The organism is Streptomyces sp. CA-251387, from assembly GCF_050936625.1.
GTDB lineage: Bacteria > Actinomycetota > Actinomycetes > Streptomycetales > Streptomycetaceae > Streptomyces.
The window spans coordinates 1955535-1970683 of record NZ_JBNJMJ010000001.1 but is presented as its reverse complement, the minus strand read 5'-3'; the positions used below and the strand labels follow the sequence as shown (position 1 = coordinate 1970683).

Genomic DNA, 15149 nt, shown 5'->3' with positions numbered 1-15149 from the left:
GGACCATGCTGGACACCTCCGCCAGACTCCTGCGGTTGCTCTCCCTCCTCCAGGCCCACCGCGAATGGTCCGGCGCCGCACTCGCCGAACGCCTGGGCGTGACCCCGCGCACGGTCCGCCGAGACGTCGACCGCCTGCGCGAGCTGGGCTACCCGGTCAACGCCACCCCCGGCACCGGCGGCGGCTACCGACTCGGCGCCGGCGCGGAGCTCCCCCCACTGCTCCTGGACGACGACGAGGCAGTCGCCGTGGCCGTAGGCCTCCGCACGGCCGCGGGCCACGGCATCGAGGGCATCGGCGAGACCTCCGTACGGGCCCTCGCCAAGCTGGAGCAGGTCCTGCCGAACCGGCTGCGCCGCCGCGTCGGCGCCCTGAACGCCTTCACCGTGCCGATGCTGCGCGGCCCCCAGCCCTCCGCCGTCGACCCGGCTGTCCTGACCGAGCTGGCCAACCTCTGCCGGGACGCGGAGCGGCTCCGCTTCGAGTACCGCGACCACGAGGGCGCCCCCACCCGCCGCAGCGTCGAACCGCACCGCCTGGTGTGCAGCGAGCGCCGCTGGTACCTGGTCGCCTGGGACCTGGACCGCGAGGACTGGCGTACGTTCCGCGTCGACCGCATCACGCCCAAGCCGCCGCACGGCCCGCGCTTCACGCCGCGCACCCCGCCCGCCGAGGACCTCGCCGCGTACGTCTCCCAGGGCGTCTCCACGCGCGCGTACGCCTCGCACGCCGTCATCCGGCTGCTGGTGCCCCTGGAGGAGGCGGCCGGGAGCATCTCGCCCTCAGCCGGGCAGCTGGAGGCGGAGGGGCCCGGCAGCTGCATCCTGCGCACCGGAGCCGGAAGCATCGACGTGATGGTGATCCATGTGATGCTGATGGGCTTCGAGTTCGAGGTCGTGGAGCCGGACGAGCTCGTCGAGGCGATCAGGACGGCTCACGGCCGGCTTGCTCGCTCTTTGGCTCGGGCTGCGGAGCCTCCAGCGCGTGCTCGGGGTGGTGCAGGTCGAACGCCGGGGACTCGGAGCGGATCCGCGGCAGCGTCATGAAGTTGTGCCGTGGGGGCGGGCAGGAGGTCGCCCACTCCAGAGAGCGGCCGTAGCCCCAGGGGTCGTCGACCTCGACCTTCTTGCCGTACTTGGCGGTCTTCCAGACGTTGTAGAGGAACGGCAGCGTCGACAGGCCCAGCAGGAACGCGCCGATCGTGGAGACCGTGTTCAGCGCCGTGAAGCCGTCGGCGGCGAGATAGTCGGCGTACCGGCGCGGCATGCCCTCCGCGCCCAGCCAGTGCTGCACCAGGAACGTGGTGTGGAAGCCGGTGAACAGCGTCCAGAACTGGATCTTGCCGAGCCGCTCGTCGAGCATCTTCCCGGTGAACTTCGGCCACCAGAAGTAGAAGCCGGCGAAGATCGCGAAGACGACCGTGCCGAAGACGACGTAGTGGAAGTGCGCGACCACGAAGTACGTGTCCGTGACGTGGAAGTCCATCGGCGGTGACGCCAGGATCACCCCGGTCAGCCCGCCGAACAGGAACGTCACCAGGAAGCCCACCGACCACAGCATCGGCGTCTCGAACGACAGCGAGCCCTTGATCATGGTGCCGGTCCAGTTGAAGAACTTCACGCCCGTCGGCACCGCGATCAGGAAGCTCATGAACGAGAAGAACGGCAGCAGCACCGCGCCCGTCGCGAACATGTGGTGCGCCCACACCACCACCGACAGACCGGTGATCGCCATCGTCGCCGCGACCAGCGTCAGATAGCCGAACATCGGCTTGCGGGAGAAGACCGGGATGATCTCGGTGATGATGCCGAAGAACGGCAGCGCGATGATGTAGACCTCGGGATGACCGAAGAACCAGAACAGGTGCTGCCACAGCAGCGCCCCGCCGTTGGCCGCGTCGAAGATGTGCGAGCCGAACCTCCGGTCCGCCTCCAGACACAGCAGCGCCGCCGCGAGCACCGGGAACGCCATCAGGATCAGGATCGACGTGAACAGCGTGTTCCAGACGAAGATCGGCATCCGGAACATCGTCATGCCGGGCGCGCGCATTCCGATGATCGTGGTGATGAAGTTGACCGCGCCGAGGATCGTGCCGAAGCCCGCCAGCGCCAGGCCCATGATCCACAGGTCGGGGCCGATGCCGGGGGAGCGCTCCAGGCTGTTGAGCGGTGCGTAGGCGAACCAGCCGAAGGAGGCCGGCCCGTTCGGCACGATCAGCGACCCCATGACGATCAGGCCGCCGAAGAGGAACAGCCAGTACGAGAACATGTTGAGCCGGGGGAAGGCCACGTCAGGGGCGCCGATCTGCAGTGGCATCAGCTCGTTGGCGAAGCCCGCGAAGGTCGGGGTCGCGAACAGCAGCAGCATGATCGTGCCGTGCATGGTGAACATCTGGTTGAACTGCTCGTTGGTCAGCAGCTGCAGCCCCGGCCGGGCGAGTTCGGCCCGCATCAGCAGTGCCATGACACCGCCGGCCAGGAAGAACACGAACGACGTGATCAGGTAGAGATGCCCGATCTTCTTGTGGTCGGTGGTGGTCAGCCAGTCGACGATCACACGGCCGCCGGGCTCTTTGATCCCCATGGGCCGTGCCGTCGCGGTCTGCGTCCCCATCGCTCGCTCGCCCCTTCGCTCGTCGCGCCCCGGGCCCGCTGAAGCCCGCGCCGCACGCACCGACGCGAGCTCACGCCATGATGCTCGCGTCGGCAGCGCTCCGACAGGGGGCGTACGGAGGTTCTGTGTCGGGCCCATGTATTTCCTGTGCGGAACCGGCTCCCGCGTTCCGTGCGCCCGCTGCGGCAGCAGCCGATGATGCGCGGAGGGAAAAGGAGTCCGGGGGCAGTTCTCCGGGCACTTTTCCGCCGGTCTATTGGCCTGGTCGGCGCGACACGCGGGAATTACGATCGAATGCCTGCAGAAGGCCTATGGAACCGCTCGTCCGTGTGACGAAGTGAGGCCGAAACTCGTGTCGTGGTTCTGTGACAAAAGCGTGACGCGAGAGGGATGTGTGACCTGGGTGGCCGCTACAAAGGTTCCCGGTCCGCTCTGGCCGGATCGTTCGCACAGGGCCTAGCGTGGCGACATGGCACCCATTCCCGAACCCCCTGCCGAACCCCAGGACAGCCCGGACACCTATGTCGGACTCGCCGCCGACCGGGCCGAGCGGCTCGCCCGTGATCGGGGGTGGTCGACGGTGCGTTCGCTGCCGCCCGGGGCGATCATCACCATGGAGTACCGCAGCGGCCGCCTGAACTTCGAGGTCGAGGACGGCCAGGTGAGGCGGGCCTGGAAAGGCTGACAACGGGTGAAGGCCCCGGTTCCCGCCGAGGAACCGGGGCCTTCGCCGTACGGAGGTGGTGTGCGTACCGAACCCCGCTGTCCGGGCAGGTCAGCCGCCTGTGAGCGGGCGGGCCGCCGGGGCCGTGCCGCGGGTGATGCGGTCCGTGTGCGGCGGACGTCGGCTGCCGGCCGGGGTGACCGGCGTGCGCTCCGCGCGGGCCGTGTGCGGGCCGGGTGCCAGATAGACGGGCGCCCGGGGCGCACGCGACGCGGGGGCCGCCTCGCGGGCGGCGACGTCCTCGTCGGCCGCCGTGGGGCGCGGCTTGAGCCGCACCGGGACCTCGACCGGGGTGGTCGGCGCAAAGGCGCCGGCCCGGCGCTCGCGCCAGCTGTCGCGCAGGTCGAAAATCCGGGTCTCGGCGCGGGCGATCAGCGGCTCGAACCACGGCAGGGCGAGCAGGATCAGCAGGCCGGCGGCCCAGCCGAGCAGCACGTCGCTCAACCAGTGCGTACCGAGGTAGACGGTGGACAGTCCCACGCCCAGTGAGGTCACCGCCGACAGGGCCGACAGCCAGCGGCGCGCTCTCGGGGTGGAGGCCAGATAGGCCAGGATTCCCCAGGTCACCACGGCGTTGGCGGTGTGGCCGCTGGGAAATATATCGCCGCCCAGCCACATCTCGTTCGAGCCGATGCTGGTCGCGTAGTGCGGTCCGAGGCGGCCCATGCCGATCTTGGCGGCACCGACGGTGATGTTCAGCAGGAGCAGCGAGACGCCGAGTGCGAGCAGCGGCCGCAGCGTGTGCTGCCGCCAGGAGCGCCAGCCCAGCCAGGCCGCGACCATCACGGCGGTCGGGCCGCGCTGGCCGAGCACCACGTAGTAGTCGACGAAGGCGTGGATCTCCGACCACTGCTGGTACGGCCGGAAGAACATGACCTGCCAGTCGAGGCGGACCAGCCACGAGGTGATGACGACGGCCCACACGATCGCCCCGTAGAAGGCCAGGGTCGCCGCGAGCAGCACGACCCTGTGCCGACTCATCTTCGGCACATCGATGTGGGCCGGTCGTTCCGGCTCACGGTCCAGCCTGGCGAACACCCGGTCCAGACGGGTGAGCTTCGGTTTGGTACGCACCCAATCGACGTTACAGCGAGTGAGCTCAGATCCCGGTCGATTCCACCGCTTTGTGATGACGATGTGATGTGGGATTCCTCTCAAAGGGCGGGCTATTTGCGGCGACTTCACAATCGGTGGCAGCCGCGCCCGGCAATTCCTTTGATCATTCCAGCGCATGGTTTTATGCGCTTTATAAATTCGTTCACCGAAAGCTGGTTCTGAATTCTCCCGGCGCTCATCGGATGTACGTCAGCCGGTCACGGGGGACCGGAGCCGTTCAGCCAGAACGCCCCGTAGAGCGCCGACGCCCCCGCGACGAGCGCCAGCACCGCGGCCGACCTGCGCGTGCGCAGCCGGGCCAGGGCAACGGCGAGCGGGAGCAGCAGCGGAAAGGCGGGCAGCAGCAGGCGCGGTTTCGAGCCGAAGTAGCTCGACGCGCACAGGGCGAGCGCCGTGACGACCCCCGCGTACACCAGCAGCGCGAGCGGCTGGCCCTGCCGGACACAGACCAGGTACAGCCACACCACGAGACCGACCCCGGCGATCAGCGCGAGGCCCGCGAGCGCCGACGGAAACGACGTGAACTTGTCGGCGACGAAACGGGCGAAGGCGTAACCGCCGTCGAAGCCGTTGCGCCAGCCGGCCTGGACGTCGAGATAGCCGAGCGGGCCCTTGCCGGTGCGATGGCCGACCCACAGCACATAACCGGCGGCGCCCAGGGGCGCCAGCAGCATGCCGAGGGCGCGCCGGGGGTCACGCGCGCGGTCGGCGGGCGCCGCCCTTCGATCCCGCACGAACGAGGCGATCCCGGCCGCCCACACCGCCGCGACGACGGCGAGACCGACCGGACGGGTCAGACCGGCCAGCAGGGCCAGGGTGCCCGCCGTCAGCCAGCGCCCGGTCAGGACCGCGTACAGCGACCAGGCCGCGAGCGCCGTGAACAGCGACTCGCTGTACGCCATCGACTGCACGACCGCGACCGGCAGCACCGCCCACAGCAGCGCGGCGCAGACCCCCGCCCGGCGGCCGTACACATGGTCGGCGACCGCGAAGATCCCCCAGGCCGCGGCGAGCGAGGCGAGCAGGGAGACCAGGAACCCCGCGTCGGCGTACGACAGAGGGGTCACCGCCGCGACCAGCCGCTCCAGCCAGGGCAGCAGTGGGAAGAAGGCGAGGTTGGAGTGCACGTCGCCGTTCGGCAGGCGCACCTCGTAGCCGTAACCCAGCTCGGCGACCCTCCTGTACCAGAGCGAGTCCCAGCGGGCGGTCAGCAGCGTGTACGCGCTTTTGCCGGAGGCCGCGCTCCACAGGGCCAGCGCGAGCAGCCCCAGGGCACGTACGGCCGCATACCCGAGGAGGGCCGGGGCCGCCCGGTTCAGGGCCGAAGGGGCCACGCGCGTAGAAAGGTCGGTCACGGGCCCGATTATCGACCTGGCGGGGAACCGGGTGGGCACGCTCGGGTGTGCTGCCCAGGGGGAGGGGAGTGGCGTACGCCACACCTGTTCCGCTGGGAGTGTGAGAGGTCCGCCACTCGGCACCGGCGCGGACTCGCGTACCCTGACGATTCACTCGCTTCGTTGCGCGGGCCGGAGACCACCGCTCCTCTCCGGCCGAGTCACGGGGAGTCCCCACCCCGTGAGCCCGCCGGGGCGAGGGAACATCTGGGAGGTACGTACATGTCCGGTCCGACCACGGCTGCCGCTGCGCTGCGCCGTCGGGCGGCCGGGGCCGGTGCCAACCGCTGGGTCGTCCTGGTCGTCCTGTGCGTCAGCCTGCTCCTCGTCGCCGTCGACGCGACCGTCCTGCACGTGGCGGTGCCCGCAGTCACCGAGGACCTCAGGCCCGGCGCGATAGAACTGCTCTGGATCGTCGACATCTACCCGCTGGTCTGCGCCTCGCTGCTGATCCTCTTCGGCACGCTCGGGGACCGCGTGGGCCGCAGACGGGTCCTGCTGCTCGGCTACGGCCTCTTCGGCCTCGCCTCCGGCCTCGCGGCCCTCGCGCACGACCCGCAGGTGCTGATCCTGGCCCGCGCCCTGCTCGGCGTCGGCGGCGCGATGATCATGCCCGCGACGCTGTCGATCCTGCGCCAGGTCTTCCCGGACCGACGCGAGCGCGCCCTCGCGATCGGTATCTGGAGCGCGGTGGCCGCGGTGGGCGCGGCGGTCGGGCCGCTGCTCGGCGGCTTCCTCCTGGAGCACTTCTGGTGGGGCTCGGTCTTCCTCGTCAACATCCCGCTGATGCTGGTCAGCCTCCCGGTGGGTCGCCTGCTGCTGCCCGAGTCCAAGGGCGACGGCCGTGGCCCCTGGGACGTGGTCGGCGCGCTGCTGGCGGCGGGCGGACTGTTCGGCGTCGTGCTGGGCGTGAAGCGGCTCGGCGGCGGGGAGCCGCTGGCCAGCCTGTTCACCCTGGTGCCGCTGGTGGTCGGCGCGGCCCTGCTGGTGCTCTTCGTACGACGGCAGCGGCGCCGGGCGCATCCGCTGGTGGACCTCAGGATGTTCGCGCGGCCGGCGTTCAGTACGTCCGTCGGGTGCATCGTCCTGGCGATGCTCGCCCTGGTGGGGCTCGAACTGATCGCGGCGCAGTATCTGCAGCTGGTGCTGGGACTGTCGCCGCTGGAGACCGGGCTACGGCTGCTGCCGCTGACCTTCGCCGCGATGGCGGCGGGGCTGGCGGGCGCGCGGCTGCTGCGGCGGTTCGGGCCGCGTCGGATGGTGTGCGCCGGGTTCTGTCTGACGGCCGTCGCGGTGCTGTTGCTGACGGCGATGGGCGGCGAGGACAACCCCGGGCTGCTGCTGTTCGGGTTCGTGCTGCTGGGCTTCGGACTGGAGACGACGCTCTTCGGGGCGTACGAGTCGATGCTGAGCGAGGCTCCGCAGGAACAGGCCGGCGGGGCGGCGGCGATCGGGGAGACGTCGTACCAGCTGGGCGCCGGGATCGGGATCGCGTTGCTGGGCAGCGTGATGAACGCGGCGTACGCGCCCGGGCTGGCGAGTGTGTCGGGGGTTCCGGCGTCGGCCTCCGCGGCGGCTTCGCACTCGTTGGGGGAGGCCTACGAGGTTGCCGCGCAGCTGGGCGGGTCGGCGGGGGTGGCCCTGCAGCGGGCGGCTCGGGACTGTTTTGTGCACGGGTTGCATGTGACGTTGCTGGTGAGCGCGGGGTTGTTGCTGCTGGGCGCGGTGATGGCGCTGCGGTTGCCGCGGGTCATGCAGTGTGAGGCGCCTGCCGTGGAGGCGGAGATTCCTGCGCCTCGGGAAGTCGTGGAGTCCCGCGTCTCCGCTTGACCAGGGGGCTTGTTCGCCGTCGGCGGCTTGCGGTCCGTGGGAGTTCTACTGGACGTGCGGGACACTGCGTCGTAGCGTCTGCCCCAGAGTCGTAACTAGCGCTGCTAGTTTTAGTCGTTGCCGGAGGGTGGTCCCATGTCCGCGTCCTCGAAGTTGCCCCCGTTCGACCCCGCCGACCCCCTCGGCATCGACGACCTCCTGGAGCCCGAGGACCTGGCGATCCGGGGCACCGTGCGGGAGTGGGCGGCGGATCGGGTCGTGCCGTATGTCGCCGAGTGGTACGAGAAGGGCGAGCTGCCGGGGATCCGTGAGCTCGCCCGCGAGCTGGGGGAGATCGGCGCCCTCGGGATGTCCCTCGACGGCTACGGGTGCGCCGGTGCCTCCGCTGTGCAGTACGGGCTCGCCTGTCTGGAGCTCGAGGCCGCCGACTCCGGGATCCGGTCCCTGGTCTCTGTGCAGGGGTCCCTCGCCATGTACGCCATTCACCGGTTCGGGAGCGAGGAGCAGAAGCAGCAGTGGCTGCCTCGTATGGCTTCCGGCGAGGTCATCGGGTGCTTCGGGCTGACCGAGCCCGATCACGGGTCCGACCCGGGCTCCATGCGGACGTATGCCAAGCGGGACGGCTCGGACTGGGTGCTCAACGGGCGGAAGATGTGGATCACCAACGGGTCCGTCGCCGGGGTCGCCGTGGTGTGGGCGCAGACGGAGGAGGGGATTCGCGGATTCGTCGTGCCGGCCGACAGTGCCGGGTTCTCCGCCCCGGAGATCAAGCACAAGCTGTCGCTGCGCGCCTCCGTCACCAGCGAGCTCGTCCTCGACGACGTACGGCTGCCCTCCGATGCCGTGCTGCCCGAGGTGGTCGGGCTCAAGGGGCCGCTCAGCTGTCTGTCGCACGCGCGGTACGGGATCGTGTGGGGTGCGATGGGGGCGGCGCGGTCCTGTTTCGAGGCCGCGCTCGACTACGCGAAGTCACGGGAGCAGTTCGGCCGGCCGATCGGGGGCTTCCAGCTCACCCAGGCCAAACTCGCCGACATGGCGCTGGAACTGCACAAGGGGATTCTGCTCGCCCACCACCTGGGGCGGCGCATGGACGCCGGCCGCCTGCGTCCCGAGCAGGTCAGCTTCGGCAAGCTCAACAACGTCCGCGAGGCCATCGACATCTGCCGTACGGCCCGGACGATTCTGGGTGCCAACGGGATCTCGCTCGAATATCCCGTGATGCGGCACGCCACCAACCTTGAATCGGTGCTCACCTATGAGGGCACCGTCGAGATGCACCAGCTCGTGCTGGGCAAGGCGCTCACCGGACTCGACGCGTTCCGGTAGACCCCGCGCGGGAGGCAGGGCCGGTGAGCGGCCCTGCCTCAGCTCTGGTTGTAGAAGCCGTCCGAGCGGTGAGCCGCCGGCTCCCCGCTGATGATCTCCGTGTCCGCCGGGGTCAGCAGGAACACGCGGTTGGACACGCGGTCGATCGAGCCGCGCAGCCCGAAGATGAGCCCTGCCGCGAAGTCGACGACGCGCTTGGCGTCGGCGGGCTCCATGGCCGTGAGGTTCATGATGACCGGGACCCCGTCCCGGAACAGCTCACCGATGGCGCGGGCGTCCCGGAAGCTGTCCGGGGTGACCGTGCCGATACGGCGGCCCTTCTCCTCTGCGACATCCGTGGCCACCTTGACCCGCGGGTCGGTGACCCAGGCATCCCCGGGCTCGGTCCCTTCGGAGTAGTCGTCGTCGTAGTAACGCTCGTCATCGTTGTCGTCAACGAGGCCCAGCCAGGCACTCGCCTTGCGCACCGATCCCATGGACGCCTCCTCTCACAGCGGTCTTTCTTCCCTTCCGCATCCCTATGGTCATCCATGATGCGGACGTCGTGCCAAGTGGATAGACGCCGCGCGGGGGGTTTGTGACGGTACTGGTGCACAGCGGATCCGTCGAGAGCCCGTGTCCCCCAAGGGGCATGCCACGTACGGCTGCTGACTGTGAGTGAAATATGATTCTTCGCGGCGTATGGGTGAGGCCGGGTGCGTACGGGTGAACGAGTCCGCCCTCGCGATCGGTACTCCGGTCGGTACGATGCGGCAGCTCAGCGTCGCAGGAAGCGGCGCGGGAATGCCGTAAGAACCTCGGGGGAGCGTCGTGTTCGGAATAGTCAGGCCCTGTCGTCATCGGCTCGGGGAAAAGCTCGCCGGCCAATGGATGGCGCATTTGTGCGGGTTGTGCCTCTCGTTGCGCGGGGACCACGGTCAGCTCGCGCGGATCGTGACGAACTACGACGGGCTCCTCATCTCCGTTCTGACGGAGGCTCAGGCCGAGCAGAACAGTGGACTGCGGCGTACGGCGGGACCGTGCCCGTTGCGCGGAATGCGCACCGCTTCCGTCGCGCAGGGTGAGGGTGCGCGGCTCGCCGCCGCCGTCTCGCTGGTGCTCGCCTCCGCAAAGGTGCGGGACCATGTGGCCGACGGGGACGGGCTGCTGGCCCGCAAGCCGGTGGCCCTTGCTGCGCGCCGGGTGGCCGCGGGCTGGGGCGCGGCGGGTGCCCGCACCGGCTCGGCCGTCGGGTTCGACACGGCCGTACTCGTCGACGCGGTGGACCGGCAGATCGGCGTCGAGGCGCTGGCCGGGCCCGGGACGCCGATCCTCGCCGTCACCGAACCGACCGAGACGGCGACCGCAGCCGCCTTCGCACACACCGCGATCCTGGCCGGACGGCCGCACAACGCCGAGCCGCTCGCCGAGGCCGGGCGCCTCTTCGGACGGCTGGCGCATCTCCTGGACGCCGTGGAGGACCAGGCCGCTGACGCCGCGTCGGGTGGGTGGAACCCGCTGACGGCCACGGGAACCTCGCTCGCCGAGGCGCGGCGGCTCGCCGACGACGCCGTGCACGGCGTGCGGTTGGCGTTGCGTGAGGTCGAGTTCACGGATGCCACACTCGCGCACCTGCTGCTGGTGCACGAGCTGCGGCGCTCGGTGGACCGGGCGTTCGGCACCGTGCCCACCTGCGCGTCCCACCAGCCCGGGCCCTATGGGCAGCCGCCGCAGCAGGGGCAGGGGGTGGGGCCGTACGGGATGCCGCAGAATCCGTATGGCGGCGGGAGTCCGTATGCCGGTGGGAACCCGTACGCGGGTGGTGGGGGAGCGCCCGGCGGTGGTGGCGGTGGCGGTGGCGGTGGTGACTTCGGGGGGTTCGGCGGTGGACCGGCCCCGCAGCCGCCGAAGGGGCGGCGTGGGTTCTGGGCCGGCTGTGGGATGTTCTGGCTGCTGTGCTGCACCTGCAAGCTGTGCTGTGCGAAGGAGTACGAGGGCCCGTGGTCCCGCAAGAAGCGCGAGGGCTGCTGCCGGGACTGCGACTGCAACGGCTGCGACTGCTGCTGCCCCTGCGACGGTTGCTAGGACTGTCCGGAGAGGCGACTTCCGGACAGCCCCGGTACGTGGGCGGCGATGGCTGACGGGGGGCAAAGGCGGCCAACTTTCATGGATCGTTCAAAGCTTGACGGCCGAAAGGCGCCCTTGCGGCTACCCGACGTTCGGCCGAATACTCCCCCTCAGCGCTTGTCAGGAGCACGGCGTGTTCGGAATCCGGACACACGGCCCGCTGACTGCGCCTCACGGGCCCCGACCCCACGCGGGCCCCCGACTTCCCTTGGAGGGAACGAAAAGTGAGGATCAAGCGCACCACCCCCCGCAGCGGCATTACGAGACGGACCCGGCTGATCGCCGTTTCCTCCGGACTCGTGGCCGCAGCCGCGATCGCGATCCCCAACGCGAACGCCGCGGACACGCCCACCACCTTCAGCGCCGCCCAGCTCAAGAGCGCCAGCGGCTCGGTGCTGAAGGCCGACATCCCGGGCACCGCCTGGGCGGTCGACAGCAAGACCAACCGCGTCATGGTGACCGTCGACAGCACGGTCTCCCAGGCGGAGATAGCGAAGATCAAGCAGCAGGCCGGGGACAACGCCGACGCGCTCACCATCAAGCGCACCCCCGGCAAGTTCAGCAAGTTCATCCAGGGCGGCGACGCCATCTATGCGAGTAGCTGGCGCTGCTCGCTCGGCTTCAACGTCCAGGACAGCAGCGGCAACCAGTACTTCCTCACCGCCGGCCACTGCACCGACGGCGCGGGCACCTGGTACTCCAACTCCGGCCGCACCCAGGTCATCGGCTCGACCGCCGGCTCCAGCTTCCCGGGCAACGACTACGGCATCGTGCGGTACTCCGGGTCCGTCAGCCGGCCCGGCACCGCGAACGGCGTGGACATCACCCGCGCGGCCACGCCGAGCGTGGGCACCACCGTCATCCGCGACGGCTCCACGACCGGCACGCACAGCGGCCGTGTCACCGCCCTCAACGCGACCGTCAACTACGGCGGCGGCGACGTCGTCGGCGGTCTGATCCAGACCACCGTCTGCGCCGAGCCCGGCGACTCCGGCGGTTCGCTGTACGGCAGCAACGGCACCGCGTACGGTCTCACCTCCGGCGGCAGCGGCAACTGCACCTCCGGTGGCACGACCTTCTTCCAGCCGGTCACGGAGGCCCTCAGCGCCTACGGTGTCAGCGTCTACTGACGTCCGCCTCGGACATCGGCACCTGATGGCCTGATCCGCAACCGGCAGCACGCAAGCCCCCGCACGCAACCGCCGTGCGGGGGCTCGCTACTGTCTACGCCGTCACGGGGGAGGGAGCGGAGTTGGAGTTCGACGACCGGCAACGGCGGGTCCGGCGCAGCCCCTTGCTGTTCGTGGCGCCGCTCGTGCTGCTCATCGTGCTGACGCTGGTGCTGCTGTGGGAGATCGTGCGGTCGAACGTGACCGGCACGGCGAGCCAGGAGTGGCCCTGGCGGCTGCGCTTGATGGACATGAATCCCCTGGGCAGCCTGCTGGCGGTCGCGCTCGCCGCCGTGTTCGGCCGGGCCCAGTACGGGCGGACGGTGCGGCCCGCGCTGGGCTGGAGCTCCAGCTGGACGGTCGGCGACCTCGGTCCGGACGAGTCGGCCTGGACCGTGGAGATACTGAACGGCGGCTCGCAGCACGCCGTTGTGGAGCGCGTGGACTACTGCTTCGTCCCGCGTGGCGGGGAGCCCACCGAGTGGACCGACCACGCCGGGCTGCGGGAGGTGCTCGCCGAGCGAGGGCTGGTCCAGGGCAAGAACTACTACCTCCGGCTGACCGGTGCGGGGTTCCCCCTGGGCAGCGGGGGGATGCGGGCGGGGGCCTACGGCCGGCGGTTCGTCGACGAGATCGACCAACTGCGCATGCGGCTGCGGGTCACCGACGCCGTGGGCGACAGCCATGAGCGGATCATGGACCTGATGCGAGGCGCCCGGCTGGACTGGCCCGGCAGCCGTCCGGGGCGCTCCGCTCGGTGAGGCGGCCGCGAGTCGGCACCGAGGGCGGGCCCGCCCTGGTCAGGGCGCAGGGTGCGGCGGCGTCGCGCAGAGCCAGTCGAGTACGGCGGGTACGGCATCCAGCGCCCCGAAGTGGCCCGTGTCCGGCTCCAGGACGGGACGGGCGCGGGGGATGCGGGCCGCGAGCCACTTGAAGTGGCCCACCGGCGAGAACGTGTCCAGGGCGCCGTGCCACAGCAGGACCGGCCGGGTGACGGCGGCCGGGTCGAAGCCCCAGTCGCTGAGCAGAGCGAGGTTGTCGTCGAGCCAGCCGTACGCCGAAGTGCGCAGCGCCTCACGGTAGTTGCGCAGCAGCATCTCGCCGACGGCCGGGGCGGAGACGATCCGCCGGTCGGCATCGGTGAGCCCGTCGCGGATGGACACCAGCAGCTGTGCGGGGTCCCTGCGGATGGCGGCGGCGCGGGTGGCGAGCCGCTCGGCGAAACCGAGCGGGTCGGTGAGCGCCCGGGTGTACTCCTCGACGTTGGACTCGGCCATCCCGTCGAACCAGCTCAGCCCCTGCGCGTCCGGCGGTGCGGGGGACACGAGCACCGCCGCCCGCCGTACCCGCGCCGGCAGCAGCGCGGCGCAGGCCAGCGCGTGCGGGGCGCCGCCCGAGCGGCCGAGGACGGCGAACCGGTCGAGCCCCAGGGCGTCCGCCAGCTCCGCCACGTCGCGGGCGGCGTCGGCCACCCTGCGGCCCGGCAGACGGTCCGAACCTCCGTATCCGGGGCGGTCGTAGGCGATGAACCGTATCCCCGGGTGCGCGGCCATGACGTCCTCCGGCACCACGCCGAGCCGGCAGCCGGGGGTGCCGTGCAGCAGTACCACCGGCGTGCCGTCCGGGTCGCCGCGCTCCTCGACCCTCAGCCATCGCCCGTCTTGCATCCGTACGCCGCCGACCACCTGTGTCCTCCGTCTCCCCAACGCGAACATCCCGGAGTTACCGTCGAAGTACACACCTGGTGCGCCTCATTCGGACCCTGGGGGGTCGTCATGGTCGGGGAGCTGGTGGCGGTGGGAGTGACGCTCGCGTCCGCCGGAGCGGTGTATGTGGCGGCGGCAGCGCGGGTCGTCAAGCAGTACGAGCGGGGGGTGGTCTTCCGGCTCGGGAAGCTTCGCTCCCAGGTGCGCGGGCCCGGGTTCACCATGATCGTTCCGGGCGTCGACAAGATGCGCAAGGTCAACATGCAGATCGTGACGATGCCCGTGCCCGCACAGGAGGGCATCACCCGGGACAACGTCACCGTGCGGGTCGACGCCGTCGTCTACTTCAAGGTGACCTCCCCGGCCGACGCGGTCGTACGGGTGGAGGACTACCGGTTCGCGGTCTCGCAGATGGCGCAGACGTCGCTGCGGTCCATCATCGGCAAGAGCGAGCTGGACGATCTGCTGTCCAACCGCGAAAAGCTCAACCAAGGGCTGGAGTTGATGATCGACAGCCCGGCTGTCGAGTGGGGCGTGACGATCGACCGGGTGGAGATCAAGGATGTGTCGCTGCCCGAGACCATGAAACGGTCCATGGCGCGGCAGGCGGAGGCCGATCGGGAGCGGCGAGCGCGGCTGATCAACGCCGACGCGGAACTTCAAGCCTCGAAGAAGCTGGCGGAGGCGGCTCATCAGATGGCCGACGCCCCTGCGGCTCTGCAGCTTCGGTTGCTGCAGACGGTGATGGCGGTCGCGGCTGAGAAGAACTCCACGCTGGTGCTGCCGATTCCGGTGGAATTGTTGCGGTTTTTGGAGAAGGGGGCGCAGGTCACGGCCCCCGGGCAGGGTGAACCCCCGCCCCTTGAGGTCCGCTTGGATTCGGATCCCGGAGGGTCGAATTCAAGACAGGAGTAGACCTCACGCGCTGCTTATGGTTCGCTCGCTTGCGGTGTTTGCTGTGCGAAGGGAGCGGGTGTGACTGTGCACGGTCAAGAGGGCGGGGGAGCGCAACCCTGTTCTACGCGCGTCCTGAAGTCGACCTTGTGCGCTCCCTGCGGGCACCGGAATAGTGAACGTTGTTCAACCGGCCCGGACGCGGCTTTTGTTGTGCGCCGCCTTCGTTGCCGTACGCCTTCCGGTTCGTGAGGTCCCCACAACCTCTCGG

General features: G+C 70.1%; 12 protein-coding genes and 1 pseudogene. 8 read left to right on the top strand and 5 right to left on the bottom strand.

What is annotated here, in order from left to right:
* Positions 1–5 precede the first annotated feature (5 nt).
* A complete protein-coding gene (locus ACQEV2_RS08670) occupies positions 6–1046 on the top strand; it encodes a helix-turn-helix transcriptional regulator (RefSeq protein WP_433038272.1) in 1041 nt (346 codons plus the stop codon).
* Here ACQEV2_RS08670 and ctaD read toward each other — a convergent pair.
* Positions 1045–2583 (bottom strand): annotated as a pseudogene (ctaD, locus tag ACQEV2_RS08665) (aa3-type cytochrome oxidase subunit I); the annotation flags it as partial. The gene ACQEV2_RS08670 and the pseudogene ctaD sit on opposite strands and share 2 nt — an antisense overlap.
* A gap of 499 nt (positions 2584–3082) precedes the next feature.
* Between ctaD and ACQEV2_RS08660 the strand changes: the two are divergent.
* Positions 3083–3298 carry an I78 family peptidase inhibitor gene (locus ACQEV2_RS08660; protein WP_433038270.1) on the top strand — a complete coding sequence of 72 codons (216 nt, stop codon included), beginning with the start codon at positions 3083–3085 and terminating at the stop codon, positions 3296–3298.
* Positions 3299–3388: 90 nt separating this feature from the next.
* Here the strand turns inward: ACQEV2_RS08660 and ACQEV2_RS08655 are convergent, their stop codons facing one another.
* Entirely contained in the window at positions 3389–4411 is a 1023-nt protein-coding gene (locus ACQEV2_RS08655; RefSeq protein WP_433038268.1) for a phosphatase PAP2 family protein, read from the bottom strand.
* A gap of 239 nt (positions 4412–4650) precedes the next feature.
* Positions 4651–5808 (bottom strand): mannosyltransferase family protein, encoded by a 1158-nt coding sequence (locus ACQEV2_RS08650; protein ID WP_433038266.1) that lies wholly within the window; start codon positions 5806–5808, stop codon positions 4651–4653.
* 261 nt (positions 5809–6069) lie between these two features.
* Here ACQEV2_RS08650 and ACQEV2_RS08645 point away from each other — a divergent pair, with 261 nt between their 5' ends.
* On the top strand, positions 6070–7677 hold the full coding sequence (locus tag ACQEV2_RS08645) for an MFS transporter (RefSeq protein ID WP_433038264.1): 1608 nt from the start codon (positions 6070–6072) through the stop codon (positions 7675–7677).
* Between the two features lie 135 nt (positions 7678–7812).
* The gene (locus tag ACQEV2_RS08640) at positions 7813–9003 is read left to right on the top strand and encodes an acyl-CoA dehydrogenase family protein (RefSeq protein ID WP_433038262.1); all 1191 of its coding nucleotides are present in this window, start codon (positions 7813–7815) and stop codon (positions 9001–9003) included.
* Between the two features lie 38 nt (positions 9004–9041).
* Here the strand turns inward: ACQEV2_RS08640 and ACQEV2_RS08635 are convergent, their stop codons facing one another.
* The gene (locus ACQEV2_RS08635) at positions 9042–9479 is read right to left on the bottom strand and encodes a cell division protein SepF (protein WP_433038260.1); all 438 of its coding nucleotides are present in this window, start codon (positions 9477–9479) and stop codon (positions 9042–9044) included.
* Between the two features lie 334 nt (positions 9480–9813).
* Between ACQEV2_RS08635 and ACQEV2_RS08630 the strand changes: the two genes are divergently transcribed.
* The 3 genes from ACQEV2_RS08630 (at position 9814) to ACQEV2_RS08620 (ending at position 13039) form a co-directional block, all read left to right on the top strand.
* The gene (locus ACQEV2_RS08630; protein WP_433038258.1) at positions 9814–11067 is read left to right on the top strand and encodes a DUF5685 family protein; all 1254 of its coding nucleotides are present in this window, start codon (positions 9814–9816) and stop codon (positions 11065–11067) included.
* Between the two features lie 266 nt (positions 11068–11333).
* Complete coding sequence (locus tag ACQEV2_RS08625; RefSeq protein ID WP_433038256.1) at positions 11334–12239, top strand: S1 family peptidase; 906 nt, start codon at positions 11334–11336, stop codon at positions 12237–12239.
* A gap of 74 nt (positions 12240–12313) precedes the next feature.
* Positions 12314–13039, top strand: coding sequence for a hypothetical protein (locus ACQEV2_RS08620; RefSeq protein ID WP_433038254.1), 726 nt, complete (start codon positions 12314–12316; stop codon positions 13037–13039).
* Between the two features lie 39 nt (positions 13040–13078).
* Here the strand turns inward: ACQEV2_RS08620 and ACQEV2_RS08615 are convergent, their stop codons facing one another.
* The gene (locus ACQEV2_RS08615; protein WP_433038252.1) at positions 13079–13945 is read right to left on the bottom strand and encodes an alpha/beta fold hydrolase; all 867 of its coding nucleotides are present in this window, start codon (positions 13943–13945) and stop codon (positions 13079–13081) included.
* Between the two features lie 108 nt (positions 13946–14053).
* Between ACQEV2_RS08615 and ACQEV2_RS08610 the strand changes: the two genes are divergently transcribed.
* Positions 14054–14899, top strand: coding sequence for a slipin family protein (locus tag ACQEV2_RS08610; protein WP_433038250.1), 846 nt, complete (start codon positions 14054–14056; stop codon positions 14897–14899).
* The last annotated feature ends 250 nt before the right edge of the window (positions 14900–15149 follow it).

Excerpts from the sequence above, each read along its gene's own strand:
- ACQEV2_RS08660 (WP_433038270.1), top strand. The coding sequence starts at position 3,083 with ATGGCACCCATTCCCGAACCCCCTGCCGAACCCCAGGACAGCCCGGAC.
- ACQEV2_RS08635 (WP_433038260.1), bottom strand. The coding sequence starts at position 9,479 with ATGGGATCGGTGCGCAAGGCGAGTGCCTGGCTGGGCCTCGTTGACGAC.
- ACQEV2_RS08640 (WP_433038262.1), top strand. The coding sequence starts at position 7,813 with ATGTCCGCGTCCTCGAAGTTGCCCCCGTTCGACCCCGCCGACCCCCTC.
- ACQEV2_RS08670 (WP_433038272.1), top strand. The coding sequence starts at position 6 with ATGCTGGACACCTCCGCCAGACTCCTGCGGTTGCTCTCCCTCCTCCAG.
- ACQEV2_RS08645 (WP_433038264.1), top strand. The coding sequence starts at position 6,070 with ATGTCCGGTCCGACCACGGCTGCCGCTGCGCTGCGCCGTCGGGCGGCC.
- ACQEV2_RS08610 (WP_433038250.1), top strand. The coding sequence starts at position 14,054 with ATGGTCGGGGAGCTGGTGGCGGTGGGAGTGACGCTCGCGTCCGCCGGA.
- ACQEV2_RS08615 (WP_433038252.1), bottom strand. The coding sequence starts at position 13,945 with ATGCAAGACGGGCGATGGCTGAGGGTCGAGGAGCGCGGCGACCCGGAC.